Below are 24021 nucleotides of genomic sequence, written 5' to 3' on the forward strand. Positions count from 1 at the left end.
TATATCGATGTAAAAACGGAGCAAGTTTATGACAAACATTCAGGGACTCTATATTGGCATTATGTCGGGCACCAGCCTCGATGGCGTGGATACCGCGCTTGTTTCTATCGATGGTCAACAGATTCGCCTGATAGTGAATGATGTTTTGCCCTATCCTCCAGCACTCAAACAACAAGTGCTGGCGATATGCCAAGGTCAATCCACATCCATTTCCTCAATCGGGGAGCTTGACCATCAGTTAGGTCACCTCTATGCAGAAGCGGTTGAGCAGTTACTGGCGAAGTCAAACAAAAGCGCCGCTGACATTTTGGCGATTGGCAATCATGGACAGACCGTGTTCCATCAACCTGATGGTCCTTATCCGTTTACCACGCAATTGGGCGATAACCATATTCTGGCGGTTCGTAGCGGGATCTCGGTCATCGGTGACTTTAGACGTAAGGATATGGCATTGGGAGGACAAGGGGCACCACTTGTTCCTGCTTTTCATCGTTACCTGTTTGCCAAACAAACAGCAACCCAAGTGATTCTCAATATTGGGGGTATTGCCAATGTCTCAATCTTACAACCTAATGGAGAAGTGATTGGCTTTGATACCGGTCCAGGAAATGTATTGATCGATCTCTGGTGCAGTCATAAATTTAACCTCGCTTATGACCAAGATGCGGCATTGGCTTATCAGGGTAAAATTGACCAAATGCTGTTAAATCACCTCAGCCAAGACCCTTATTTAGCAAGACCTGCGCCTAAAAGTACCGGAAGAGAGCATTACCACTTTCAATGGCTTGAAGAACAGCTACAGTCATGCTCTTCCCTTGTCTCTGATTATGACATCTTGCGTACTTTGACTGAGTTTACCGCCCGTTGCGTAGCGAAAGCGATCAAACCTTATCAAAGTGGCTCGCCTTGTCAGTTGCTTGTTTGTGGCGGAGGCGCAAATAACCCTCTGATCATGCAAGCACTACAAAACCACTTGCCTGATTGGGAGGTAGCGACCACTGACCATCAGGCGATTAGCGGCGATTATATGGAAGCAATGGCATTTGCGTGGTTAGCTCACTGCCATCTCAATCACATTCCGAGTAACCTCCCATCCGTCACCGGAGCCAAAAAATCGGTTCCTCTCGGCGTCTGTTACTCACCAGATTAGGATACCTTATGACCGACAACACCTTGATTGAAACCCTATCAAAAATGGTTTCTGAAGGCAGAAATCCAGACACTATGGATATCGATCTACTTTCTTCGTATGACATTGTTAAGCGTATCAACCAACAAGACACACTGGTTCCAATTGCCATTGAGAAAGTATTGCCAGAGATAGCAAAAGCCGTCGACGCCATCACCTTAGCCTTCCAAAACGGTGGACGACTGATCTATTTAGGCGCAGGCACTAGCGGTCGCTTGGGCGTACTCGATGCCTCTGAATGTCCACCCACCTTTGGCGTAGATGAACAAATGGTGGTCGGAATTATCGCTGGCGGTCAGGATGCGATGTTTCGCGCTAAAGAAGGGGCTGAAGATAGTCTCACCTTGGCAAAAGAAGATCTCATCCAGCATAAGCTTAGCAGCAAGGATGTGGTCGTTGGTATTGCAGCGAGCGGTCGAACGCCATATGTTATCGGAGCGCTGCAATATGCCAATTCCATCGGCTCACCCACTGTCTCTGTCTCGTGCAACCCTGACTCTGATATCGCCGCGATTGCCAATATTGCAATCACTCCTATCGTGGGTCCGGAGGCGTTGACGGGTTCGACTCGGTTGAAGGCAGGCACTGCGCAAAAATTGGTACTGAATATGCTCACTACTGCCAGTATGATTCGCTTGGGTAAAAGCTACCAAAACTTAATGGTGGATGTAAAAGCGACCAATGAAAAGTTAGTCGCACGAGCACAGAGAATCGTTATACAAGCAACAGATTGCGACCATGCCCAAGCAACCCAGACACTCGAAGCGGCAGACTATAACGCCAAACTGGCGATCCTAATGATTCTAACCGGATTAGATAAAACAGATGCGAACCAACAACTAAGCCAACACAACGGCTTTTTACGCAAAGCTGTTGAAAGCTAGGTCAAGTTATCGCCTTTGAGTTATTGAATTTGGTGCAGAGACTAAAACTGGGCATTAACTAAAACGAAGCATTAACTAAAACGGAGCATTTAAGCTCCGTTTTAGTTTTATCGACTAGAGTAATCTTGCCAACCGCGCTGCCACTCCATTCTGAAACGCTGTGCATCGGGCAAGCCATCACAAGCTCCGGTGTAATACTGCCCAGATAAACCTATCTGATAAGCAAACCTCACATCACAGAACTCTGCGACGCCTTGCTCATAACCTTGTTGATAGTCAGACATCACCGTTGCACCATACTGATTTAAGTCGCTGTAGCTTCTTGCTAGTTGCCCTCTTACACCGTCTTGATAGCCAATTTGTTGCCAGTCACCCTCTTTTGCTAACTCATCTAGGCTCGGCGCGCAACCAGTAAGCAGCAGGGACACGACAATCCACGGTAGTAATTTCATATTCATCCTTTCGTCTGGGTATTTTCAAGCTGGAAATGGAATCGGTATACAATGCCAGTTAATGTCTTCGAATACTACTCTGAGCGCTGAACTTGATGGCTCTCACAGTTTGATTACCTTGCTGACGCACCACTGAACCGCTCATAAAACCACTTAGTTTCTATATCGACCACTTAACTCGCAAGATAACCACTCAACCAATCCTCACCATCAAACCAACCGCAAGCCAGTAAAATTAACCACAGAAATTTTTACTTACATATCACTTAAAAAGGACAGAGAACTATGTTGTGGTTTTTAACCTGCGTTGCAGCTCTTATTGGTGGTTACTTTATTTATGGCGCCTTTATTGAAAAGGTGTTTGGAATTAATGCTAACCGTCAAACTCCGGCTTACACCAAAACCGATGGTGTGGACTATGTGCCAATGTCGACCAAAAAGGTTTACTTAGTACAACTCCTCAACATTGCTGGCGTTGGTCCGATATTTGGTCCCATTATGGGCGCGTTATATGGTCCTGCGGCAATGCTCTGGATCGTGATCGGTTGTATTTTTGCAGGGGCGGTGCATGACTACTTCTCAGGCATGTTATCAGTAAGAAATGGTGGCGCTTCTGTCCCGTCGATTACCGGTCGCTACTTGGGCAATGGCGCAAAACACTTTATGAATATCTTTGCCATTGTTCTGCTGTTACTGGTTGGTGTGGTGTTCGTATCTGCACCTGCAGGGATGATTACTAATCTAGTCAACGATCAGTTCGATATGTCCATCACGATGACGTCCATGGTTGTGATCATCTTTGCTTACTACATCATCGCGACGATCGTTCCAGTTGATAAGATCATTGGTCGCTTCTACCCACTATTTGGTGCGCTGCTTATCTTTATGTCTGTCGGTCTAATGACCGCCGTCGCCGTATCGAGTGAGCATACCGTCATGGGTGATTTCCAGTTCAGTGATATGTTTACCAATATGAACCCTAACGATCTTCCGCTTTGGCCGGCTCTATTTATTACTATCGCTTGCGGTGCTATCTCTGGCTTCCATGCCACTCAATCTCCACTAATGGCGCGTTGTATGGAGAATGAGAAAAACGGTCGCTTTGTCTTCTATGGGGCGATGATTGGTGAAGGTGTGATTGCGCTAATCTGGTGCGCGCTTGCTCTGTCCTTCTTTGGCTCTATCGACTCTTTAGCTGAAGCGGTGAAAAATGGCGGACCGGGTAACGTGGTTTACAGTGCCTCTTTTGGTCTGCTGGGTGTGTTTGGCGGCATTCTGGCTTTCCTTGGTGTGGTGATTCTACCGATTACCTCGGGTGACACCGCGTTCCGCTCAAGCCGACTCATTCTTGCGGAGTACTTCAATATGGAGCAAAAGTCGCTGCGTAACCGCCTGCTCATGGCTCTGCCTCTGTTCGTTCTTGGTGGCATTTTAACTCAGGTCGACTTTGGTATTATCTGGCGTTACTTTGGTTTCGCTAACCAGTCAACCGCGGTGATGATGCTTTGGACTGCTTCAGCTTACTTGCTACGCCATAATAAACTGCACTGGATCACCACGATTCCGGCGATGTTTATGACCACGGTCTGTATTACTTTCATTCTTAACAACAGTTCGCTCGGCTTTGGCTTGCCAATGCAAATTTCGACTCTAGTCGGCATTGTGACAACACTGGCTATCACCGCTTACGTGATTCGAATCTCTAAAGGCAAAGGCGAGAGAGAACTTCCAGAAGAGCGTGAAACTGAAGCGAAATCGCAGGTAAAAAACGCCTAAGATACTAATAGAAACTAGAAACTTATAAAAACAATAACGTGAAAAAAAGCCCCCAAACATCGACTGTTTGGGGGCTTTCTTCTATTTAAGAATCAATGCTGTATTGATCAATCAATTATGGCTGAACTCGACGCAACACTTGCTTCAATGCTTCAAAATCGTTATCCAACTCTTCTGATAACAGTTCCATTACTGCGTGTTTCGCGAGCGGACCTGGAAGCTCAATATCGGTTCCAAGCACATCATCAACCACATCTTTAAACTTAGCTGGGTGTGCAGTACACAAGAATAGACCTGTTTCACCTGGCTGCAGTTGTTGTTCGAGAACACGGTAAGCAATCGCTCCATGAGGCTCACACAAGTAACCGGCGTTATACAGTTCACGCACCGACTCTGCGCTCTGTTCATCGGTCACTGCGCCTTTACCGAGTGTATCTAGACCCCACTCTTTAATTTGGCAAAGTTCTTCGATACGAGGCCAGTTGTTTGGCTGACTGACATCCATCGCGTTTGATGTTGTCGCTACTGTAGGCTTAGGATCCCACTGGCCAGTCTCCAGATAACGAGGCACCGTATCGTTGGCGTTGGTTGCGGCAATAAAGCGTTTAATTGGCAAGCCCAACGCTTTTGCTAATAGACCCGCCGTCAGGTTACCAAAGTTACCACTTGGTACGGATATAACTAAATTCTCACGCTGCTGTTTGGTCATTTGAGACGCAGCTTCGAAGTAATAGCAGATCTGCGCCATCAAGCGACTGATATTGATCGAGTTTGCGGAGTTAAGACCGATCTCTTTACGCAGCGCTTCGTCATCAAACGCTTGCTTAACTAAAGCTTGGCAAGCATCAAAATCACTATTGATGGCAACAGTATGAATATTTTTACCTAGCGTACAGAACAGTTTCTCTTGTAGAGGGCTGATCTTGCCTTTTGGATATAGAATCACAACATTGATGTTTTCCATACCATAAAACGCATGAGCAACGGCTGCGCCAGTATCGCCAGAAGTTGCGGTTAAAATGGTGATCTTGCCATCATCAGACACTGCGGCTAGAGATTGAGCCATAAAACGGCCACCAAAATCTTTGAATGCCAAGGTTGGACCGTGGAACAGTTCCAGTGCGTAAACGCCAGCTTTCACCTCTTTGATAGGGGCAGCAAATTGAAAGGCATTATCAACCATCTCTAGAACTTTCTCTTCAGGCAACTCGTCTCCAATCAATGCAGATAAGATCTTGGCGCTGCGAGGCACAAAATCTTCTGCCAACAGTTGATCAATATCGTCAAATTTTGGCAGCGATGATGGGAAAAATAGACCTTGATTACGACCTAGCCCTTGGCGTACGGCTTGGCCAAATGATACTTGTTCATCATTTTCTTTGATGTTGTAAAGCTTCATAGCTCACTTCCTGTTAATTTCGAGCCTTGCTTATCGAGGCGACAAACATGCACGAATCCTTCACTATTTTGTACGTAATTTTCTTCTAACCAACGAGCAATGCGCTCTGCTACATCTTTATCTTTACAGATGCTAAAAAGGGTTGGTCCACTGCCAGAGATCCCCGTTGCTAATGCACCAGCAGTCTCGGCATATTCTCTTGCCTGAGCAAAACCAGGGAGCAGCTTAGCACGATATGGTTCTGCGATAACATCTTTGATCATTTTAGCCGCCAGTTCAGGCTGACCTGAATGGCACGCGTGGATAAAACCACCCAGATGGCGACCGTGAGCAATAATATCTTGGCGGCGGTACTGGGAAGGTAAGATTTCTCGCGCTTCCGCAGTCGAAACCTTGATACCTGGATAAGCCATGACCCAATACCAATCATCAAAACATGGCACTTCTTGGCTAATGATGCCGAGTTGTTCCAGCATCAACTGTAAACCACCCAGATAACAAGGTGCCACATTGTCGTAATGGATACCACCGGAAATTTGACCTTCCATCTCGCCCATCAAAGCCAGCAACTCCATTTCAGACAGCGGGTTGTTATGGAATTGATTCAGTGCGTCCAGTGCCGCCACAATTGAGCAAGCACTCGATCCAAGACCTGAGCCGATGGGCATATTTTTTTCAAGAGTCATGGCAACTGGCTTTAATTCAAGGCCTTTTTTATCCAACTCACGAGCAAATACCACCCAGCATTGGTAAACAATGTTCTCTTTGGGCTCAGTCGGCAGCTTACTCACAAAGCTGCCTTTGGTGGCGAGTGTGAAAGGTTCTTGACCCAGCTTCACTTCAACGCAATCTCCTAGACGAGTACCGTCGATAGGTGACACGGCGGCCCCTAGAACGTCAAATCCAACGCTAACATTACCAATGGAAGCAGGCGCGTAAACAACAACACTTTGGCTCATCTTAGACTCCTAATTTCCAACCCAAGGTACGCATCACGTCAGAGAATACCCCAGCAGCGGTGACCTCTGTGCCGGCACCATAACCTCGAAGCACCAGTGGAATCGGTTGATAGTATCGGCTATAGAACGCAAGTGCATTTTCACCATCTTTGATCTTAAACATTGGGTCGTCTTCACCCACGGCTGCAATGTGCACACGACATTTACCATCGGTGATTTCGCCAACATAGCGCAATACCTTGCCTTCTTTATCGGCGTCTTCAATTAATTGACTGAAGTAAGCATCCGCTTCTGGCAGTCGAGCCATAAATTCTTCGATACTGCCGCTGTCGTCAAAGCCCGGTGGCAATGCTTGATCGACTTCAACATCTTCAAGTTCTAACGCCATACCCGCTTCACGAGCCAATATAAGTAGCTTACGAGCCACATCCATACCGGAGAGATCGTCGCGAGGATCTGGCTCAGTAAAGCCCTTATCTTTCGCAATCTGTGTCGCTTGGCTTAATGTTAAACCTTCGTCTAGCTTGCCGAAGATAAACGACAGTGAACCAGAAAGAATGCCGTTGAATTTCTCTAATTCATCACCAGCAGAAATTAAGTTCTGTAGGTTTTCAATGACTGGCAGACCTGCACCAACGGTTGTTTCATACATCAACTTACGACGCGAATGACGCGCCACATCGCGCAATTGGTGATAGTAAGCCATGCTAGCGGTATTGGCTTTCTTGTTTGGTGTGACGACGTGGAAACCAGCAGACAGGAAGTCGGTATATTGGTTAGCAATCGCTTCACTCGACGTACAATCGACAAGCACTGGGTTAATGATGTGATTGCGCTGCACCACCGCCGATAGATTTGCCACCGAGAATTTTTCTGACACATTCGCCAGGCGGTCACGCCATTGCTCAAGCGGCAGACCTTTACCGTCTAGCAATACGCCTTTGCTGTTTGCTAAACCACAGACTCGAATAATGATGCCTTTCTGGGCCAGTTTCGCTTGCTGTCTTTCAATTTGATCAACCAACTCACCACCAACGCCACCGACACCGACAACAAATACGTCAAGGAAGTGCTTGGAGTTAAATAGGTTCTCATGACACGCCTTGATCGCTTCAGAGATTTTATCTTCTGGGATAACCGCAGAAATAGCACGCTCTGAGGAGCCTTGAGCAATGGCAACAATATTGACGTTAACCTGAGCCAGAGACATAAAGAACTGAGAGGCAACACCGCGAGAGGTTCGCATACCATCACCAACAAGAGTGACAATGGCAACGTCATCCATAAATTCAACTGGCTCTAGCAAGCCGTTTTTCAACTCAAGCTCAAATTCTTCGGCGAGTACACGCTCGGCGTTAAGCTTGTCCTCTTCTTCGATACAGAAGCTGATACTGTACTCAGATGAGGATTGAGTAATCAGCACAATCGATACGCCCGCAGAAGACATGGCACTAAATACGCGACTTGCCATGCCAACCATGCCTTTCATCCCCGGACCGGAGACGTTAACCATGATAAGGTTGGAGAGTGTAGTAATCCCTTTAATCGGCAGGTTATCTTCACCGGTGTCTTGACCGATGAGCGTCCCGGCTCCCTGAGGGTTAAATGAGTTTTTAATTAAACAAGGAATGTGGAATTGAGCAATCGGTGCGATGGTTTTTGGATGCAGAACTGAGGCACCAAAATAGGAAAGCTCCATCGCTTCTTGGTAGCTAAGTGATTTCAACAGGCGAGCATCATCCACTAAGCGCGGATCGCAGTTATAAACTCCGTCTACGTCGGTCCAGATTTCACAGCAGTCGGCACGCAAACAGGCGGCAAGTACAGCGGCTGAGTAGTCAGAACCATTACGACCAAGAGTGACCAATTCGCCTTTATCATTACCCGCAGTGAAGCCTGGCATAATATGCACAACACCATCTTGAAGCGGATGCGCTTGGAAGTTAAGCGTTGATACCTCAACGTCAACCATGGCTTCTAAGTGACTGCCTTTGGCATACAGATACTGCACTGGGTCAATCAACTCAGCCGGCTGACCTTTTGCAATCAATACCGCTTTCATCAATTGAATCGAGACACGTTCGCCTTTAGAAATAATGCGAGCATTGACGTGGTCAGGACAGGTACCGAGCAAACGAATACCGTGGATAAATTGGTGCAATTGGAATAAAGAGGTTTTGACCTGATTGTCAAAATCCGTTCGTTCAATATTTGGCACCAATTGTGCGATATCAGAAAACAATTGATTAAACGATGTTTCTAATTCTGAAATTTGCAGCTCTACCTCATTGTTGCTAAGAGCCGCTTCAATAATCGCAACCAACTTATTGGTTGTTTTGCCCGGTGCCGATAGAACGACAGCCAAATTTTCCTGCTGGGCGTTGTTAGCAATAATATCTGCCGCTCGTAAAAAACGATCAGCATCCGCCAACGACGAACCTCCAAATTTTAATACTCGCATCCTTTCCTCCAAATGCTCAAAACAGGTAAAAAAAAGGCCCGTATCTTGGGGATACAGGCCTTGTTTTTGAATTTATTTCGTCTACCAGGCCGCCCCAACAATGGTCATGTCGGTAATAATAATCGTGGTGGTGATTACTGTGCGGAGGCAGTGGTCCATGGTGCTTTCATTAATCCTTGATGTGCTTAACACTACGTTTACCTTATTTATGTTAAGCTAGTCAATCAAAAAATGTACTTTTCTTGGGTTTTATACATTTTTTTATTCAAAGTCGTCGTTTTAGCTACCGATGCTCGTATAAATAACTCAATCGCAGCGTGATAAATAATTAGTATCACTGACTGTAAAATAGTTCAAAAGTAACGTATCGGTAACTGTATAATTCAAAATGACTTTTTATATCGACAAGACTCTGGAGGCATTAATCATATTGTCGGCATCTCAACAAACTAAGCCGCTGAGGTTCCATCATTATACTGTGATTACTTGCCTTTAAGCACCTTAGCTATAAGTAAATAACAATTCGCTATATAAACAACAATAACTTTTTAATTTATAGTGACTAGACTATGATTGTGTAGAAAATAAAAAAACAAATAAAACAAAGGAGTGGTGATATGGAGGCAATACAAGCAGTTTGTAAAAAGATACTGTGGCTCATGCTGCTTTGTGTATGCTCGTCAACTTACGCCACAGAGTTACCTTCTCTCCACTCTAAAGATGAAGTGTCGCCGCATAAATTCTTTATGTATTCAGATACTCAAACCAACTCTGAGCAGTTTGAAGTATGGACGATAGACAGTGGCTACTCATACTCCATCCATGAATCCCTTGATATCTATATTGGTGCACGTCTTGATAACGCTGAAAGTTCGACAAATAATGGATTTTTGAGCGGCGTCAGCTACAAGGTATCAGAACGTGTTTCAGTCAAAAGCTCTCTGCGCGGCTACCAATACGAAGATAAAGAAACAACTCACGATGGTATGGCGGCAGAAATTTCCAGTCGAGTTAAAATTTCTGACAACCTTGATGTCCACGCCACTTTTGACTTTCATAAAATCCAACAAGGGGTTGAGGTTGGCTTAGGTTTTCGCTTCTAAGCCAATTTGAAACGATCACCCAATTACACTTCTAGCAAGTGATCTGAGATAAGCACGCCATTCCAATCGGCATAGACATATTGCCCAGGCTGAATCAACTGTCGATTGATACACAAAGAAACCTGTTGCTCTCCCGCCCCTTTCTTTTCCGTTTTAAATGGGCATGTTCCTATGGCTTTCACGCCTATGTCGATCTGCGATAGCATGGCAACGTCTCGCACTGCTCCATTAATGATAATCCCTTCCCAGTGATTTTCAGCCGCCATCATCGCAAGTTGGTCACCGAGTAATGCGTAAGCACAAGACCCATTACCATCCACGACTAACACCTTACCTTTGCCTTCTTGTTGCAGAGTTTCACGCACCTTTGAATTATCTTGATAGCAGCGCACCGTAACAACCTGTCCCCAAAAGGCATCTCTTTGACCAAAATTACTCAATGGCAAAGATAATAGCGTTACTTTATCTTCATATTTATCACAAATATCTGGGGTTAAATCACTCATCTTCTCTCCTTGTGCAAGCTATAATCCATTGTTATTTAATCATTTATCTTTAAAACGTTAATCCTAAATTATCGTTCCTACTCTAAAAACTAGGCTAAGTCAGCGAGCTTAAGACTAAACATTAACCAACATTGCGTCTATCATTTAGGTTAATGAAATAAAAATTAGCCTGTTAATATAGAGTCCCTACTTGATTATGGTTAAGCTTCTATGGCATAGCGCTTGATTTAAATCAAGAAAGTATTCTGAATTAACATTTGACCATTGTTAGCATGGTGTTAACATTGTAGAATCCGCGTCAAATAGATAGCAGAATAATCAGAGACTCAAAGGATTTCTCGCTTTTGGCAACATCATGGATAACGGCGTAACGAAGTAGAGTGTTTCTATGATCGTTGGTATAACATTTCATAAAACATTACCTATACGTTAACTTTTTGCCTAACATTTATTCTACTATAGACAGAATTATCACCCGTTAAATTTAGGTATCGCTAATGCAAAGCCCGCAGATTCTTATTGTTGAAGATGAGCAAGTAACACGTAACACCCTGAAAAGTATTTTTGAAGCGGAAGGCTACGCTGTGTTTGAAGCAAGCGACGGCCAAGAAATGCATCAGGTTATGCAAGAAAACTCTGTTAATCTTGTAATCATGGATATTAACCTACCAGGTAAGAATGGTCTTCTGTTGGCTCGCGAACTACGTGAACAAGCTAACGTTGCGCTTATGTTCTTAACTGGTCGCGACAACGAAGTTGACAAGATCTTAGGTCTAGAAATTGGTGCTGACGACTATATTACTAAGCCGTTCAACCCACGTGAACTGACTATCCGTGCTCGCAACCTGCTAAGCCGTTCAATGAACGCAAGCAGTACTCAAGAAGAAAAGCGTAGTGTAGAAAAGTATGAGTTCAACGGTTGGGTATTGGATATCAATAGCCGCTCACTAGTTAGCCCTGAAGGTGATAGCTATAAGCTACCACGTTCGGAATTCCGTGCTCTACTGCACTTCTGTGAAAACCCAGGCAAGATCCAAACACGTGCTGATCTACTGAAGAAGATGACAGGTCGTGAGCTTAAGCCACATGACCGTACTGTTGACGTCACAATTCGCCGTATCCGTAAGCACTTTGAATCAGTGTCTGGTACACCAGAAATCATTGCGACGATCCACGGTGAAGGCTACCGCTTCTGTGGTGACTTAGAGCAATAATTGCTTGCTCAGCGACAGAAAATAGATGCATTACTATTGGTATCCATCTAGTAAGCGCTAAGTAAGTAGCTTTGCCGTCCAAGAACAAATTCCAAATCCGAGTGTGAATAGCGCACTCGGATTTTTTTGTATCGTCGAAAACTGAACAGACTAATGCCAACGGCATATGTTCAAGAGACGGAATCCGTATCATCGATTCAAAGAAACCGAAAGCTTGCTTACCTACAGCCATAAAAAAGACCTTGTCTGTTAAGACAAGGTCTGGGTGGCAGCTAGTAAACAATATAGAGTAGTATTGAGCGCTAACAGGAGTAGCGAAGGGTGTAACTACTGCTGTTAGTCTCTATACCTATCTCTGCTATTAGTTGTCTTGCTACTTCTTATCGTGAGTGACTTTTAAGTCGTAAATAGTGGCAGCAGTATAGTCGTCAGCTTCACCCGTACGATTCTGAACATAGACTCCCGCTTTGAAGTAGTTCCAGCTATCTTTTAGGCTTACACCATAAATATCTAAATCCACTGAAACCTTGCGAGCATCTTGGCCTTCCTGATAAAGCTCAAACGTCAGAATGCTGTCTTGAACATCAATGGCATAAGAGAACTTTTCACCCAGTGCAATACCGTCATCAAAAGATTTAGGGGTATTTTTCTCACCATTTCGCCAGTAGTTTGGTTTTGTTGATCCAAGAACTGGGAAAGTAATGTCGCCATCTTTTAGACCTGAACGGCGGTCAGGTTCAATATTAAACCAAATAGAACCTGTTTCGTGGTGAGGAAGTTTGCGATAGTAAACTTTAATCGGTTCATCTTTTGGCGCGTGAATTTGACCGATAATGACACGACCCTGCTGCCAATCAACGCCTGTTGTTGTCACTTCATCAACCGACATGGTGACTTCTAAACGTCCATTAACTCCACCGACTTTCTTTTGGTCCTCTTCAGGAGCAGAACCAAAGACCCAGTTATTCTGGTTGGTGCCACGAGTCTTAACCGAGGTATCGCCACAGCGCATCATTTGACGAAGTTCGGTACGAATATACTTCGTGTTTTCTGAGGTTTTCACACCAGAAACCGGAGAGCGGAATACCACACCATCTCCAGCTTCATTAACATAGAAATACTCCGGATGCTGAGCTCCCCCAGCAATCTCTTTTTCTTCAAACTCAGTAGGTTTGTCTCCACCCGTTAGCGAAACAGGCAGTGTCACTTTCCAGCAACTAAGATCGAGTACATCCTTTGGTGCAGGAGCTGCGATAACTGAAGATGCGGCGAAGGTAGAAAGAACGCCAATGGCGATTTTATTGAAAGTATTCATATAAGTATCCTAAACAACACAATTGTTATGTATGACAAATATGTTAATTGAACACGCTATATTTTGTATGTGATATGGATTATTACTAAGTGTGACATAAGGAAATGAGATGTGTATTAAAGCAAGAATCAACGCTAACCAGTTGATATTTTGGTAATTTAAAGCAATCACTTTAAGGGCAATGCAATGTATTGAGCGACATAATTACAAACTGAAATAATAACAACGGGTAGAAAACGCCCTTTACCGCGATTTTGTACGAGCAATGACAAAAAATTGATGGCTGAAAACGCAAAAGGTCTTGTCACAATGCAACAAGACCTCTCAACAAAACTTAGTATACCGTATCAATTGTCACTTGCTTGTTGGCAACCCACACCTTATCACTGCCACTCACCAATTGAACCGCAACATCAACCGGCGCGGTACTATTCACATTGACTTGCCATTTAAATGCGATTTCCCAATGTGTTTCCGAATGGTTTCGTAAGTCAAAATCCTTACTATCCAACTCCCAGGTATTATCAGCTTGCTTAAGTACCACTTGTGAAACATCCATTTCTGCTGGTAACTGTTGCGGTGACGTCAGGTTTAATGCGCCATGTAGATTCTGCTCTTTGGTTAATGGCATGCTTTGACCAATTTGAGGCATCAAATCAATCCAAAGATTTGATTCTAATTTGACGGTTTGAGTCGCGATAGAAGCCGCATTATTAGCTTGCCAAGTTGAACTGTCATGAGATACCGAGCAACCCATCAAAACTGCTGAAAACAGTGCGGCAGAAATTATTTTTTTCATTTATTTCCCTTACTTTCTAGCCATATTTTTAATACATCAACATCGTGTTGATATTCATTTTTTATCTCTTCGACCCAATCATCAATATTTTCCCACCAAGCGGGCATTTCTGGTGATTGGGCTTTTTGAGCAACGGACTGAATGTGTTTTAATCCAACAGAACCCGCCGCTCCTTTTATCTTATGGGCTTCAGAAGCGATGCCAGCCTGATCTCTTGCCACCATATTAGAGTCTAGGATATCTAAATAGCTTGGCATCAACTCTACAAACATTTTAATGTTGTCATACACGGGTGCGGTGCCAACAATATCCACGTAGGAATCTAGCATATCGAGATCGAGTAATCGGCTAAATAGCGCCGCATTGACATCATTAGACGGCAACCTCTCTGGTAGCTTAGCGACTGCTTGGGTTTTATCGGCAACAAAAAACTGATTCAACACTTCAGATAATGCTTTGACGTTAAGAGGCTTACTTAATGCTTCGTCCATCCCTTTAACAAGATACTCATTCTTATCTTTTAGTACATTGGCGGTTAAAGCCACTAACGGTGGCAGGGTTGTGTACTGCTCTCTCAGACGATTCGCAACATCAAAACCTGTCATGTCTGGCAACTGAATATCAAGCAAAGCCAGATCGAAGCGCTCTGGTTCAAACGTATCAAGCGCCTCTTGACCTGTCATGGCAACCGTGACGGTATGTCCTAAGCTCTCCAGCAATGAACAAGCGACGGTGACATTGAGTTCTATGTCTTCCAAAAGGAAGATATTTAAACTCGATGTCGTCGCTGGCACACCCGACTGTTCCAACTCGTATTCCGGCACGTAAGGGACTTGAATGTTTACGGTAAACGTACTGCCAAAGCCCTCTTCGCTGTCGACGGCAATATCGCCATTCATCATTTGAATCAGCTGTTGGGAAACCGCTAAACCGATTCCGGTTCCAACCGCATGCAAATTGTCGCTGGAAGATTTCACTTGATAATACATCGCGAAGATCTTTTCCAACTCAGCTTGAGGAATACCCACACCGGTATCTTCGATTTCCATGGTAATGTGGGCTTGGTCGTCTTCGATATCACTGCTGACCGTCATCACCACGCCACCCTGCTTGGTAAACTTAACGGCGTTGCTCACCAAGTTCCAAATCACTTGGCGCAAACGAGTCGCATCCACCATGATCCCTTTAGGTAAGTCAGTCAGACGTTCAAGATCAAACCGCAACCCTTTCTGCTCGGCCATAAGCGCCGATAGGTTTTCAATTTCAACTACAAAGTCTTCAAAGTTAAGGGGTTCTGGAAACAGTTCAAGTTTTCGACGATCAAACTTATCCATATCAATAATATCGTTAAAGATATTCCCTAAGGTCACAGCGCTCACATTGATGGTTTGCATTTGCTTGCGTTGCTCTGTGTTGAGCGGACTATCCAATAGCATGCGACTAAGACCCACAATGCCATTCAACGGCGTGCGTAGCTCATGGCTAATGGTTGAAATAAAGGTGGTTTTGTCTCGGCTGGCCTTTTCCAAGGATTCTTGGTTCTGTTTTCTTTCTGTAATATCTCGACCAAAACCCACCAAGCCAAGGTGACGACCATCCTTGCTATAAAAAGGCACCTTACGCAACTCAAAGTAGTACTTGCTGCCATCAGGATAATCTAACCATTGTTCATAAGTCATGGCGACGTTATTGGTCATCACCTCACGGTCAGTTTCAACCACTTGCTTTGCCACTTCTTCCGAATACACTTCCCACGGGGTTAGGCCGACAAGTTGTTTCTCTTTCTTACCCGTCAATTCTTCCATTGCTTTATTACACCCCGAGAACACACCCTCTGCGTTGCGGTAATAGATCAAATCTGGAGACGCATCAATAAAAGAGCGGAGTAGCGCGGTACGCTCTGCTAACTCAACCTGAGTGCGCTCTCTTTGATACACTTCGGTTTCGAGATCATTCATCGCCTCTTCTCTCGCTTCCTCTGCTTTTTGGCGTTCTTCTATCTCTTGATTGAGCTTAGTGATGTTTTGTTGCAACTGAATATTCAACTCATGGTCGCGGGCGCGCATATCTTTAAGCTTAGACACCATTTTAGCCAGACGTTGACGAGACTCTTCCAACTGATCAACCACCACGGAAAGAAAGTAAACCGCCCAAGGTGTTATCAATAAACCAAAAAATACGGAACGGACAAGATCAAGATTATCGACACTGCCTTTTAACACCAAGGTAATGGCGACTTGTACGACAACCGCCAGCGCGACTAAGGCAAGAGCGAGAAGAATAGAGAATCGAACAATGCCCAATTTGACCAGAAGGTCGACATAGTACTGGGCGAGATTTTTGATGGGCTTCATGTGCACTCCGTGTATCACAACTTCGCCCAGTTTAGCACCAAGGCAAAGGGGATACACGAATCGCGTACTATTTGAGGATGGGTTTGTGATAAATAAATGGATTGTCGATGACTGAGCCCTGTGCGCCCTGCTCTGTTAGCAAGCGCCCCAATTCCGTCATGGCTAACCATCGGTTTTCACACCACAGAGGGGAAAGAAGTGTCGGTCGCCTTGCAGAAGAAGACACTCGGTGAAAGACAATCTCAGCGGGAGTTCGGCGAATCATTTCACTCGCCACGTCTAAATAGAACTCTAGTGTTGGCGCCTCTAGACGACCCGCGCGCCACGCTTTCGCCATGGTGCTGCCCTCGACAATATGCAAGCCGTGAAGTTTGATACCGTCCGTACCTGTTTCCAGCACCTTTTCTAATGTCTGTAGGTTATCGTGTTTGGTTTCATTGGGAAGACCCACGATCAAATGAGTACAAACCTTAATGCCCAACGCTCTCGCACGTCGAGTGATCTGGTCATAAACTTCAAAGTCGTGACCACGATTGATTCGTTTTAACGTATTATTGTTGGCGGTTTGTAGACCGAGTTCTAGCCAAATCTCATAGCCTTGCTGAACATAGCCAGACAATAATTCAAGGACAGAATCTGGCACACAGTCAGGACGCGTTCCCACGCATAGCCCAACAATGTCAGCATATTTGAGGGCTTCTTCATACATATTTTTGAGAACTTGTACTTCAGCGTAAGTACTGGTGTAAGCCTGAAAGTAAGCCAAATACTTTTTCGCTCTCTTTACTTCACCCGCACGATCGGTGAGCTGATCATGAATGGATTGGATTTGAGTCTCTTCATTGGCAAAGGAGGCGACATTACAAAAGGTGCAACCGCCACGACCAATCGTGCCGTCTCGGTTTGGACAACTAAAGCCACCATGCAAAGTCAACTTATGGACTTTCTCACCATAGCGACGCTGCAAATCTTGCCCGATGGTATTGACCAACTCATGTAATTGCATATCTTTATAACCCAATAAATAAGAATGAATCTCAATCTAGATTCTGAAACTTAATTACATCCCTGCAAAAAGCGGTCGGCAAGGCTATCAGTGCAAATTGACATTTGGATTATCCAAAATCAATAAATATGCAAAAAATAACCAGAAAAAGCGCAAGTGTTGCCGGTTTGTTATATTTGTCATGCAATACACTCAAAAAAAAATACTTAACAAAGGTAAGTTTCGTTGGAATTACACATCACAAAATTGTAGGATACTTACACAATTCTGCTGGATTTGACGTCAAAGTTCAGCATGAATTAGTCAGTTAATAGTTGATATTTCACTCCCACCAACATAATTCACTACATAGTGAATAAAAGTCATGAAATATCACTAAGGATTGTTTTTCTCGCACTACATTTCCCGCGAGATGCAGAAAGGACTCGAACACTGCCCCCTCTGGCAGTCAAGAATCAAAATTACAAAGGACAAGACACTAACAAGTCGGATTCATGTATGAATACCATGTTCAGTGTCTAGATTTAACTGGAAGGAAGTATCTATGGTAGATAGAGAGCAGAGTACACAAGGTCTGTATACTCCAGAATTGGAGCATGATGCTTGTGGTATCGGTTTCGTTGCTCACCTAAAAAACCGTAAATCGCATGAAGTAGTGACCCAAGCCCTCGATATGCTAGCTCGTATGGAACACCGTGGCGGACAAGGTTGCGATCCATGTAGCGGTGATGGTGCTGGTATCTTACTGCAAAAACCTCATGAGTTTTTACTAGAAGAAGCGGTAAAGGCAGGAATTAAACTGCCATCTTTTGAAAAGTACGGCGTCGGTGTTGTTCTTTTCCCTAAAGATGAACACAAACGCGCTCAATGCCGAGACATTTTAGAGCGTAACGCTCGCCGTCTTGATCTTGAAGTCATTGGTTACCGTGTTTTGCCAACCGATAACTCTATGATCGGCGCAGATCCACTCAGTACAGAGCCACAATTCGAGCATGTATTTATCAGTGGTCCTGCCGGTACAACTCCAGAAGAACTTGAGCGCAAACTGTATGTACTTCGTAACTATACGGTGCGTGTTTGCCTAGAGAGTGTGTCTAACATTGGTGATGATTTCTACATCAACTCAATGTCATACAAAACTCTGGTTTATAAAGGTCAGCTAACAACTGAGCAGGTTCCTCAATACTTCTTAGACCTGCAAAACCCAACTATGGTCACAGCCTTGGCCCTAGTTCACTCGCGTTTCTCTACCAATACTTTCCCTAAATGGCGTCTAGCGCAGCCTTTCCGTTATATTGCTCACAACGGTGAAATCAACACCGTTCGCGGTAACCTTAACTGGATGAAAGCGCGTGAAGCAATTCTAGAATCTAGCCTATTCACGAAAGCTGAAGTGGATATGCTGCTACCGATCTGCCAAGAAGGCAGTTCAGATTCCTCTAACTTTGACATGGTATTAGAACTTCTCGTTCTATCTGGCCGCACCCTGCCACATGCTCTTATGATGATGATTCCTGAAGCGTGGCAAGAAAATAAAAACATGGATCCAAAACGTCGTGCGTTCTATCAATATCACGCCAGTATCATGGAACCATGGGACGGTCCCGCGTCGGTATGTTTTACCGATGGTGTTCAAGTGGGTGCAACCCTTGACCGTAATGGTCTACGTCCATCTCGTTATACTGTGACCAAAGATGACTTCCTAGTGATGGCTTCTGAATCTGGTGTGGTTGATATTGCACCAGAAAATGTCGAATACCGTGGTCGTCTACAGCCAGGTCGTATCTTTGTTGCCGATCTAGAACAAGGTCGCATCATCTCTGATGAAGAAGTCAAAGACGATATCGCCAACGCGCAACCTTATGAGAAATGGGTCGAAGAGAACCTACTTAGCCTTAAGTCTCTTCCAGAGGCGGATAACGTCCACAGCCAACCTTCTCCAGAGCGTCTACTGCACAGACAGCTTTCGTTTGGTGTGAGCAGCGAAGAAGTGAATGAGATCATTCTTCCGCTTGCCAAAACAGCCTATGAGCCGTTAGGTTCAATGGGTGCTGACTGGCCGGTTGCGGTACTGTCTCACCAGTCTCAACATCTATCAAACTACTTTAAGCAGCTGTTTGCTCAGGTCACTAACCCGCCTATCGACCCGATTCGTGAGCGTATGGTTATGTCTCTGAACACTTACATCGGTAAGGATCAGAACCTGCTTGCAGAGTCTCCTGCTCACTGTCGTAAAGTAGAACTTGAGTCGCCTGTTATCTCTAACGCCGAGCTAGAAAAGCTGCGTGCGATTGATAACGAGCACTTACAAGCGAAAACACTAGATATCGTTTTCCAAGCAAGTGAAGACGAAGGTAAGCTGGAACGTGCACTGAAACGTATCTGCCAATATGCAGAAGACGCAGTGAATGACGGTTACTCTATCATTCTACTGACTGACCGTGCCGTAAACTCCAACCACGCCTCTATCCCAGCGATGCTTGCTGTGGGTGCGGTTCACCACCACCTAATCCGTAAAGGTCTTCGTGCTAAATGCGGTATTGTGGTAGAAACCGGTGACGCTCGTGAAACTCACCACTTTGCCACTTTAGTCGGCTATGGTGCTAACGCGGTTAACCCATACCTAGTCACGGAAACGATCGTTGAACTACAGCGCATCAAGAAGCTGGACGCAGAAGTGTCGGTGGATACTTACTTCGATAACTATCGCAAAGGTGTCAACGGCGGTCTGTTGAAGATCTTCTCTAAGATGGGTATCTCTACGCTACAGTCTTATCACGGTGCGCAGATTTTTGAAGCGCTGGGTATTAGCAAATCTGTGGTTGAGAAATACTTCACTGGCACCGTCAGCCGTATCCAAGGTTTAACTCTGGATGACATCGCCAAAGAAGTTCTGGTCCGTCACCGCACGGGTTACCCGACTCGCGAAATCCCAGTTCAAGTCCTAGATGTGGGTGGGGTTTACCAGTGGAAACAGCGTGGCGAAAAACACCTGTTCAACCCAGAAACTATTTCTCTGCTGCAACAATCAACACGCAACAAAGACTTTGATCAGTTTAAGCAATACGCAAGCGAAGTTGACGCGCAAGGTAGCAAAGCCGTTACCCTTCGTAGCCAACTTGAGTTTGTGAAAAACCCAGCGGGTTCCATTCCACTAGAAGAAGTGGAGCCAATCGAGAACATCGTTAAGCGCTTTGCCACTGGTGCAATGTCATTCGGTTCTATTTCGTACGAAGCGCACTCAACACTGGCAGTTGCGATGAACCGCCTTGGTGCTAAGTCGAACTCTGGTGAAGGTGGTGAAGACCCAATTCGTTTCACACCAAAAGAAAACGGTGACTCTGAGCGTTCAGCGATCAAACAGGTCGCATCTGGTCGCTTCGGTGTGACGTCATACTACCTAACCAACTCTGATGAAATTCAGATCAAGATGGCACAAGGTGCGAAGCCAGGCGAAGGTGGTCAGCTACCCGGTGATAAAGTTGATGACTGGATCGGTGCCACTCGTCACTCCACTCCAGGAGTTGGCTTGATTTCTCCACCGCCACACCATGATATTTACTCAATCGAAGATTTGGCTCAGCTGATCTACGATCTGAAAAACGCCAACCGCGAAGGTCGTGTAAACGTTAAATTGGTATCAGAAGCGGGCGTTGGTACTATCGCTTCCGGTGTCGCTAAAGCAAAAGCTGACGTTGTTCTGATTGCAGGCTATGACGGTGGTACAGGTGCATCACCTATTTCATCGATTCGCCACACAGGTCTTCCTTGGGAGCTTGGCTTGGCAGAAACGCACCAAACGCTACTGAAGAATGGTCTACGTAACCGTATCGTTGTTCAAGCAGATGGTCAGATGAAGACACCTCGTGACATCGCTATCGCGACACTTTTAGGTGCCGAAGAGTGGGGTGTAGCTACAGCCGCATTGGTTGTTGAAGGCTGTATCATGATGCGTAAGTGTCACAAGAACACTTGCCCAGTCGGTATTGCAACCCAGAACAAGACGCTACGTGAACGCTTTGACGGTCGTGTTGAAGACGTGGTGACTTTCTTCACCTATATGGCTGAAGGTCTACGTGAAATCATGGCTGAGCTTGGCTTTAAAACCATCGATGAGATGATTGGTCAATCGCACAAACTGCGTGTACGTCAAGATGAGACTCACTGGAAGTATAAGAACCTTGATCTATCTCCGGTGCTATTCATTGAGAAGCCTCGTGCAGAAGATGGTATCTACAACCAGACTAAACAGAACCATAACCTAGAGTCAGTGCTAGACCGCAAGCTCATTGCAGCCGCGCAACCGGCTCTTGAACGTGGTGAAGCGGTAAGCGCAGAATTCCCAATCGTCAACACTGACCGCAGTGCGGGTACTATGTTGTCGAACGAAATTTCTAAGGTTTACCAAGACCAAGGTCTACCACAGCCAATGAACGTTAAGTTCTACGGTAGTGCGGGTCAATCGTTTGGTGCTTTCCTTGCTAAAGGCGTGAAGTTTGAAGTGGAAGGCGATGCCAACGACTACTGGGGTAAAGGTCTATCTGGCGGTACGCTAGTGCTTTATCCAGATGCGAAATCTTCGATTGTAGCGGAAGATAACATCGTGGTTGGTAACGTATGTTTCTACGGTGCAACCTCTGGTGAATCTTACATCCGCGGTCTCGCTGGCGAGCGCTTCTGTGTTCGTAACTCAGGCGCCAAAGTTGTTGTTGAAGGCGTTGGTGACCACGGTTGTGAGTACATGACTGGCGGTGTGGCTGTGATTCTTGGCTCTACAGGCAGAAACTTTGCTGCTGGTATGAGTGGCGGTGTGGCTTATGTATGGAACCGTGACGGTGACTTCGAAAGCAAACTGAACGCTGAACTCGTGGACCTTGATCCGATTGAACAAGAAGACAAAGACTTGCTGCATGACATGCTCACTAAGCAGGTTGAATTCACAGGAAGTGAAGTTGCTAAGTCTTTCCTAGCTGACTTTGAAGCAAACCTTGGCGCAATGGTTAAAGTTATGCCTCGTGACTACAAAGCGGTACTAGAGAAACGCAAAGCTGAGCAACAAAAAGAAGTGGAGGCCGTATAAAATGGGTAAGCCTACTGGATTTTTAGAGCATGGTCGTGAACTACCAGGTAAGATCGAACCATCTGAGCGTATTCAAAACAACAAAGAATTTGTGCTAAACGAAGAGTTTGGCGACAAAATCAATACTCAAGCATCTCGTTGTATGGATTGTGGTGTGCCGTTTTGTCATAACGGTTGCCCAATCGGCAACATCATCCCAGAGTTTAACGACGCGGTATTCCGTGATAGTTGGGAAGAAGCTTGGAATATCCTAAGTACCACGAACAACTTCCCCGAGTTTACTGGACGTGTTTGTCCAGCTCCGTGTGAAAGTGCTTGTGTACTGGGTATCAACCAAGATCCAATCACTATCTGTAACATCGAGAAAACCATCGTTGAGACGGCATACCGCGAAGGCTACGCGAAACCAAAAACACCGCGTTCTCGCACCGGTAAATCGGTGGCGATTATCGGTAGTGGTCCAGCTGGTCTTGCGGCTGCAGAGCAACTGAACAGTGCTGGTCACCATGTGACCGTGTACGAGCGTGACGAAAAAGTCGGTGGTCTGCTGCGTTTTGGTATCCCTGACTTCAAACTAGGCATGGATGTTATTGACCGTAAGATCAACCTTATGGCGGAAGCGGGCGTTAACTTTGTGGTTAATGCTCACATCGGCGTTGACGTTAACGCACAGCAACTACGTCAAGAACACGATGTAGTGCTTCTAACTGGCGGCTCTACCGTTCCTCGTGATCTTCCTGTTACAGGTCGTGAACTACAAGGCGTCCACTTTGCGATGGAATTTCTAGCGCAAAATAACCGCCGTGCCAACGACATGGAATTAAAAGGTGAAGAAATCCACGCTGCCGATAAACACGTTGTGGTTATCGGTGGTGGTGATACCGGTTCTGACTGCGTGGGTACTTCTAACCGCCATGGCGCGAAAAGCGTCACTCAGGTTGAGATCATGCCGATTCCACCAGAGAAGCGTCCTGCAAACATGCCTTGGCCGCAATATCCAATGATTATGAAGACCACAACGTCTCACGAAGAGGGTTGTGAACGTCACTGGAACATTCTGACCAAAGCGTTTATCGGCAACGATAAAGGTGAAGTCACCGGTCTTCGTATTGCAGATATCGTCTGGAAAGATGCCGCTCCTGGTGAGCGCCCATCGTTTGAAGAAGTTGCAGGCAGCGAACGTGTTATCCCATGTGATATGGCGTTCCTAGCAATGGGCTTCTTACACCCAGAACCAACCGGTGTCTTAGCACAACTTGATATTGCCCTTGATGAGCGTGGCAACGTGGCGACTCAAGAGTTCCAAACCAACCAAGAAGGTGTCTTCGCAGCCGGCGATATGCGCACAGGTCAGTCACTGGTGGTTCGTTGTATCAACGAAGGTCGTGAATGTGCTCGTGCTATCGATAGCTACCTAATGGGCAACACCAACCTTGAAGCTAAAGCTAATTCTTTAATGCTATCAGCCTAAATAACAAATGATTACATCGATAAGTAATCAATAATTTTCCTTCCATATTTGGC

16 protein-coding genes and 1 other annotated feature are annotated in these 24021 nt (G+C 45.4%); of the genes, 7 read left to right on the plus strand and 9 right to left on the minus strand.

The genetic code is table 11. The features are described from left to right. Positions 1-28 precede the first annotated feature (28 nt). The gene (locus L9Q39_RS11670) at positions 29-1150 is read left to right on the plus strand and encodes an anhydro-N-acetylmuramic acid kinase (protein WP_237485210.1); all 1122 of its coding nucleotides are present in this window, start codon (positions 29-31) and stop codon (positions 1148-1150) included. 8 nt (positions 1151-1158) lie between these two features. Beyond that, positions 1159-2073 carry an N-acetylmuramic acid 6-phosphate etherase gene (gene murQ, locus L9Q39_RS11675; RefSeq protein WP_237485211.1) on the plus strand — a complete coding sequence of 305 codons (915 nt, stop codon included), beginning with the start codon at positions 1159-1161 and terminating at the stop codon, positions 2071-2073. A 107-nt stretch (positions 2074-2180) separates the two neighbouring features. Here the strand turns inward: murQ and L9Q39_RS11680 are convergent, their stop codons facing one another. Then, the gene (locus tag L9Q39_RS11680; protein ID WP_237485212.1) at positions 2181-2525 is read right to left on the minus strand and encodes a DUF2799 domain-containing protein; all 345 of its coding nucleotides are present in this window, start codon (positions 2523-2525) and stop codon (positions 2181-2183) included. 285 nt (positions 2526-2810) lie between these two features. On the opposite strand from L9Q39_RS11680, the gene L9Q39_RS11685 reads away from it, so the two are divergent. After that, positions 2811-4301, plus strand: a complete 1491-nt coding sequence (locus L9Q39_RS11685) for a carbon starvation CstA family protein (RefSeq protein ID WP_237485213.1) — start codon at positions 2811-2813, stop codon at positions 4299-4301. A 115-nt stretch (positions 4302-4416) separates the two neighbouring features. On the opposite strand, the gene thrC is transcribed toward L9Q39_RS11685, so the two are convergent. From thrC to thrA, 3 genes are read right to left on the minus strand one after another with little or no spacing between them, the layout of a single operon-like run. Beyond that, the gene (gene thrC / locus L9Q39_RS11690; protein ID WP_237485214.1) at positions 4417-5700 is read right to left on the minus strand and encodes a threonine synthase; all 1284 of its coding nucleotides are present in this window, start codon (positions 5698-5700) and stop codon (positions 4417-4419) included. Continuing rightward, positions 5697-6659, minus strand: a complete 963-nt coding sequence (gene thrB, locus L9Q39_RS11695) for a homoserine kinase (RefSeq protein ID WP_237485215.1) — start codon at positions 6657-6659, stop codon at positions 5697-5699. Before thrB ends, thrC begins: the two co-directional genes overlap by 4 nt. A gap of 1 nt (position 6660) precedes the next feature. Continuing rightward, positions 6661-9120, minus strand: coding sequence for a bifunctional aspartate kinase/homoserine dehydrogenase I (gene thrA, locus L9Q39_RS11700; RefSeq protein WP_237485216.1), 2460 nt, complete (start codon positions 9118-9120; stop codon positions 6661-6663). A gap of 27 nt (positions 9121-9147) precedes the next feature. Continuing rightward, positions 9148-9263: a sequence feature (Thr leader region), on the minus strand. A gap of 474 nt (positions 9264-9737) precedes the next feature. Here thrA and L9Q39_RS11705 point away from each other — a divergent pair. Beyond that, positions 9738-10223: an outer membrane protein gene (locus tag L9Q39_RS11705; RefSeq protein ID WP_237485217.1), complete on the plus strand. Its 486-nt coding sequence runs from the start codon at positions 9738-9740 to the stop codon at positions 10221-10223. Between the two features lie 23 nt (positions 10224-10246). Here L9Q39_RS11705 and L9Q39_RS11710 read toward each other — a convergent pair whose 3' ends face one another. Continuing rightward, on the minus strand, positions 10247-10729 hold the full coding sequence (locus L9Q39_RS11710) for a putative 4-hydroxy-4-methyl-2-oxoglutarate aldolase (RefSeq protein WP_237485218.1): 483 nt from the start codon (positions 10727-10729) through the stop codon (positions 10247-10249). Positions 10730-11226: 497 nt separating this feature from the next. Here L9Q39_RS11710 and arcA point away from each other — a divergent pair, with 497 nt between their 5' ends. After that, on the plus strand, positions 11227-11943 hold the full coding sequence (arcA, locus tag L9Q39_RS11715; protein ID WP_237485219.1) for a two-component system response regulator ArcA: 717 nt from the start codon (positions 11227-11229) through the stop codon (positions 11941-11943). Positions 11944-12316: 373 nt separating this feature from the next. Here the strand turns inward: arcA and L9Q39_RS11720 are convergent, their stop codons facing one another. The 4 genes from L9Q39_RS11720 to mnmL all read right to left on the minus strand — a co-directional run bounded on the left by L9Q39_RS11720 (position 12317) and on the right by mnmL (position 17417). Beyond that, positions 12317-13258 carry a polysaccharide lyase family 7 protein gene (locus L9Q39_RS11720; protein WP_237485220.1) on the minus strand — a complete coding sequence of 314 codons (942 nt, stop codon included), beginning with the start codon at positions 13256-13258 and terminating at the stop codon, positions 12317-12319. Positions 13259-13592: 334 nt separating this feature from the next. After that, positions 13593-14057, minus strand: coding sequence for a hypothetical protein (locus L9Q39_RS11725; RefSeq protein ID WP_237485221.1), 465 nt, complete (start codon positions 14055-14057; stop codon positions 13593-13595). Beyond that, a complete protein-coding gene (arcB, locus tag L9Q39_RS11730) occupies positions 14054-16411 on the minus strand; it encodes an aerobic respiration two-component sensor histidine kinase ArcB (protein WP_237485222.1) in 2358 nt (785 codons plus the stop codon). Before arcB ends, L9Q39_RS11725 begins: the two co-directional genes overlap by 4 nt. Before the next feature lie 67 nt (positions 16412-16478). Continuing rightward, complete coding sequence (gene mnmL, locus L9Q39_RS11735) at positions 16479-17417, minus strand: tRNA modification radical SAM protein MnmL/YtqA (RefSeq protein ID WP_237485223.1); 939 nt, start codon at positions 17415-17417, stop codon at positions 16479-16481. Between the two features lie 544 nt (positions 17418-17961). Here mnmL and gltB point away from each other — a divergent pair. Then, a complete protein-coding gene (gene gltB / locus L9Q39_RS11740; protein ID WP_237485224.1) occupies positions 17962-22497 on the plus strand; it encodes a glutamate synthase large subunit in 4536 nt (1511 codons plus the stop codon). 1 nt (position 22498) lies between these two features. Continuing rightward, positions 22499-23968: a glutamate synthase subunit beta gene (locus L9Q39_RS11745; protein ID WP_237485225.1), complete on the plus strand. Its 1470-nt coding sequence runs from the start codon at positions 22499-22501 to the stop codon at positions 23966-23968. Positions 23969-24021 lie beyond the last annotated feature (53 nt).

The organism is Vibrio hippocampi, from assembly GCF_921292975.1.
GTDB lineage: Bacteria > Pseudomonadota > Gammaproteobacteria > Enterobacterales > Vibrionaceae > Vibrio > Vibrio hippocampi.

Bases quoted from the DNA above. Each gene is read 5' to 3' on its own strand.
- L9Q39_RS11670 (WP_237485210.1), top strand. From the start codon at position 29: ATGACAAACATTCAGGGACTCTATATTGGCATTATGTCGGGCACCAGC.
- murQ (WP_237485211.1), top strand. From the start codon at position 1,159: ATGACCGACAACACCTTGATTGAAACCCTATCAAAAATGGTTTCTGAA.
- L9Q39_RS11680 (WP_237485212.1), bottom strand. From the start codon at position 2,525: ATGAAATTACTACCGTGGATTGTCGTGTCCCTGCTGCTTACTGGTTGC.
- L9Q39_RS11685 (WP_237485213.1), top strand. From the start codon at position 2,811: ATGTTGTGGTTTTTAACCTGCGTTGCAGCTCTTATTGGTGGTTACTTT.
- thrC (WP_237485214.1), bottom strand. From the start codon at position 5,700: ATGAAGCTTTACAACATCAAAGAAAATGATGAACAAGTATCATTTGGC.
- thrB (WP_237485215.1), bottom strand. From the start codon at position 6,659: ATGAGCCAAAGTGTTGTTGTTTACGCGCCTGCTTCCATTGGTAATGTT.
- thrA (WP_237485216.1), bottom strand. From the start codon at position 9,120: ATGCGAGTATTAAAATTTGGAGGTTCGTCGTTGGCGGATGCTGATCGT.
- L9Q39_RS11705 (WP_237485217.1), top strand. From the start codon at position 9,738: ATGGAGGCAATACAAGCAGTTTGTAAAAAGATACTGTGGCTCATGCTG.
- L9Q39_RS11710 (WP_237485218.1), bottom strand. From the start codon at position 10,729: ATGAGTGATTTAACCCCAGATATTTGTGATAAATATGAAGATAAAGTA.
- arcA (WP_237485219.1), top strand. From the start codon at position 11,227: ATGCAAAGCCCGCAGATTCTTATTGTTGAAGATGAGCAAGTAACACGT.
- L9Q39_RS11720 (WP_237485220.1), bottom strand. From the start codon at position 13,258: ATGAATACTTTCAATAAAATCGCCATTGGCGTTCTTTCTACCTTCGCC.
- L9Q39_RS11725 (WP_237485221.1), bottom strand. From the start codon at position 14,057: ATGAAAAAAATAATTTCTGCCGCACTGTTTTCAGCAGTTTTGATGGGT.
- arcB (WP_237485222.1), bottom strand. From the start codon at position 16,411: ATGAAGCCCATCAAAAATCTCGCCCAGTACTATGTCGACCTTCTGGTC.
- mnmL (WP_237485223.1), bottom strand. From the start codon at position 17,417: ATGCAATTACATGAGTTGGTCAATACCATCGGGCAAGATTTGCAGCGT.
- gltB (WP_237485224.1), top strand. From the start codon at position 17,962: ATGGTAGATAGAGAGCAGAGTACACAAGGTCTGTATACTCCAGAATTG.
- L9Q39_RS11745 (WP_237485225.1), top strand. From the start codon at position 22,499: ATGGGTAAGCCTACTGGATTTTTAGAGCATGGTCGTGAACTACCAGGT.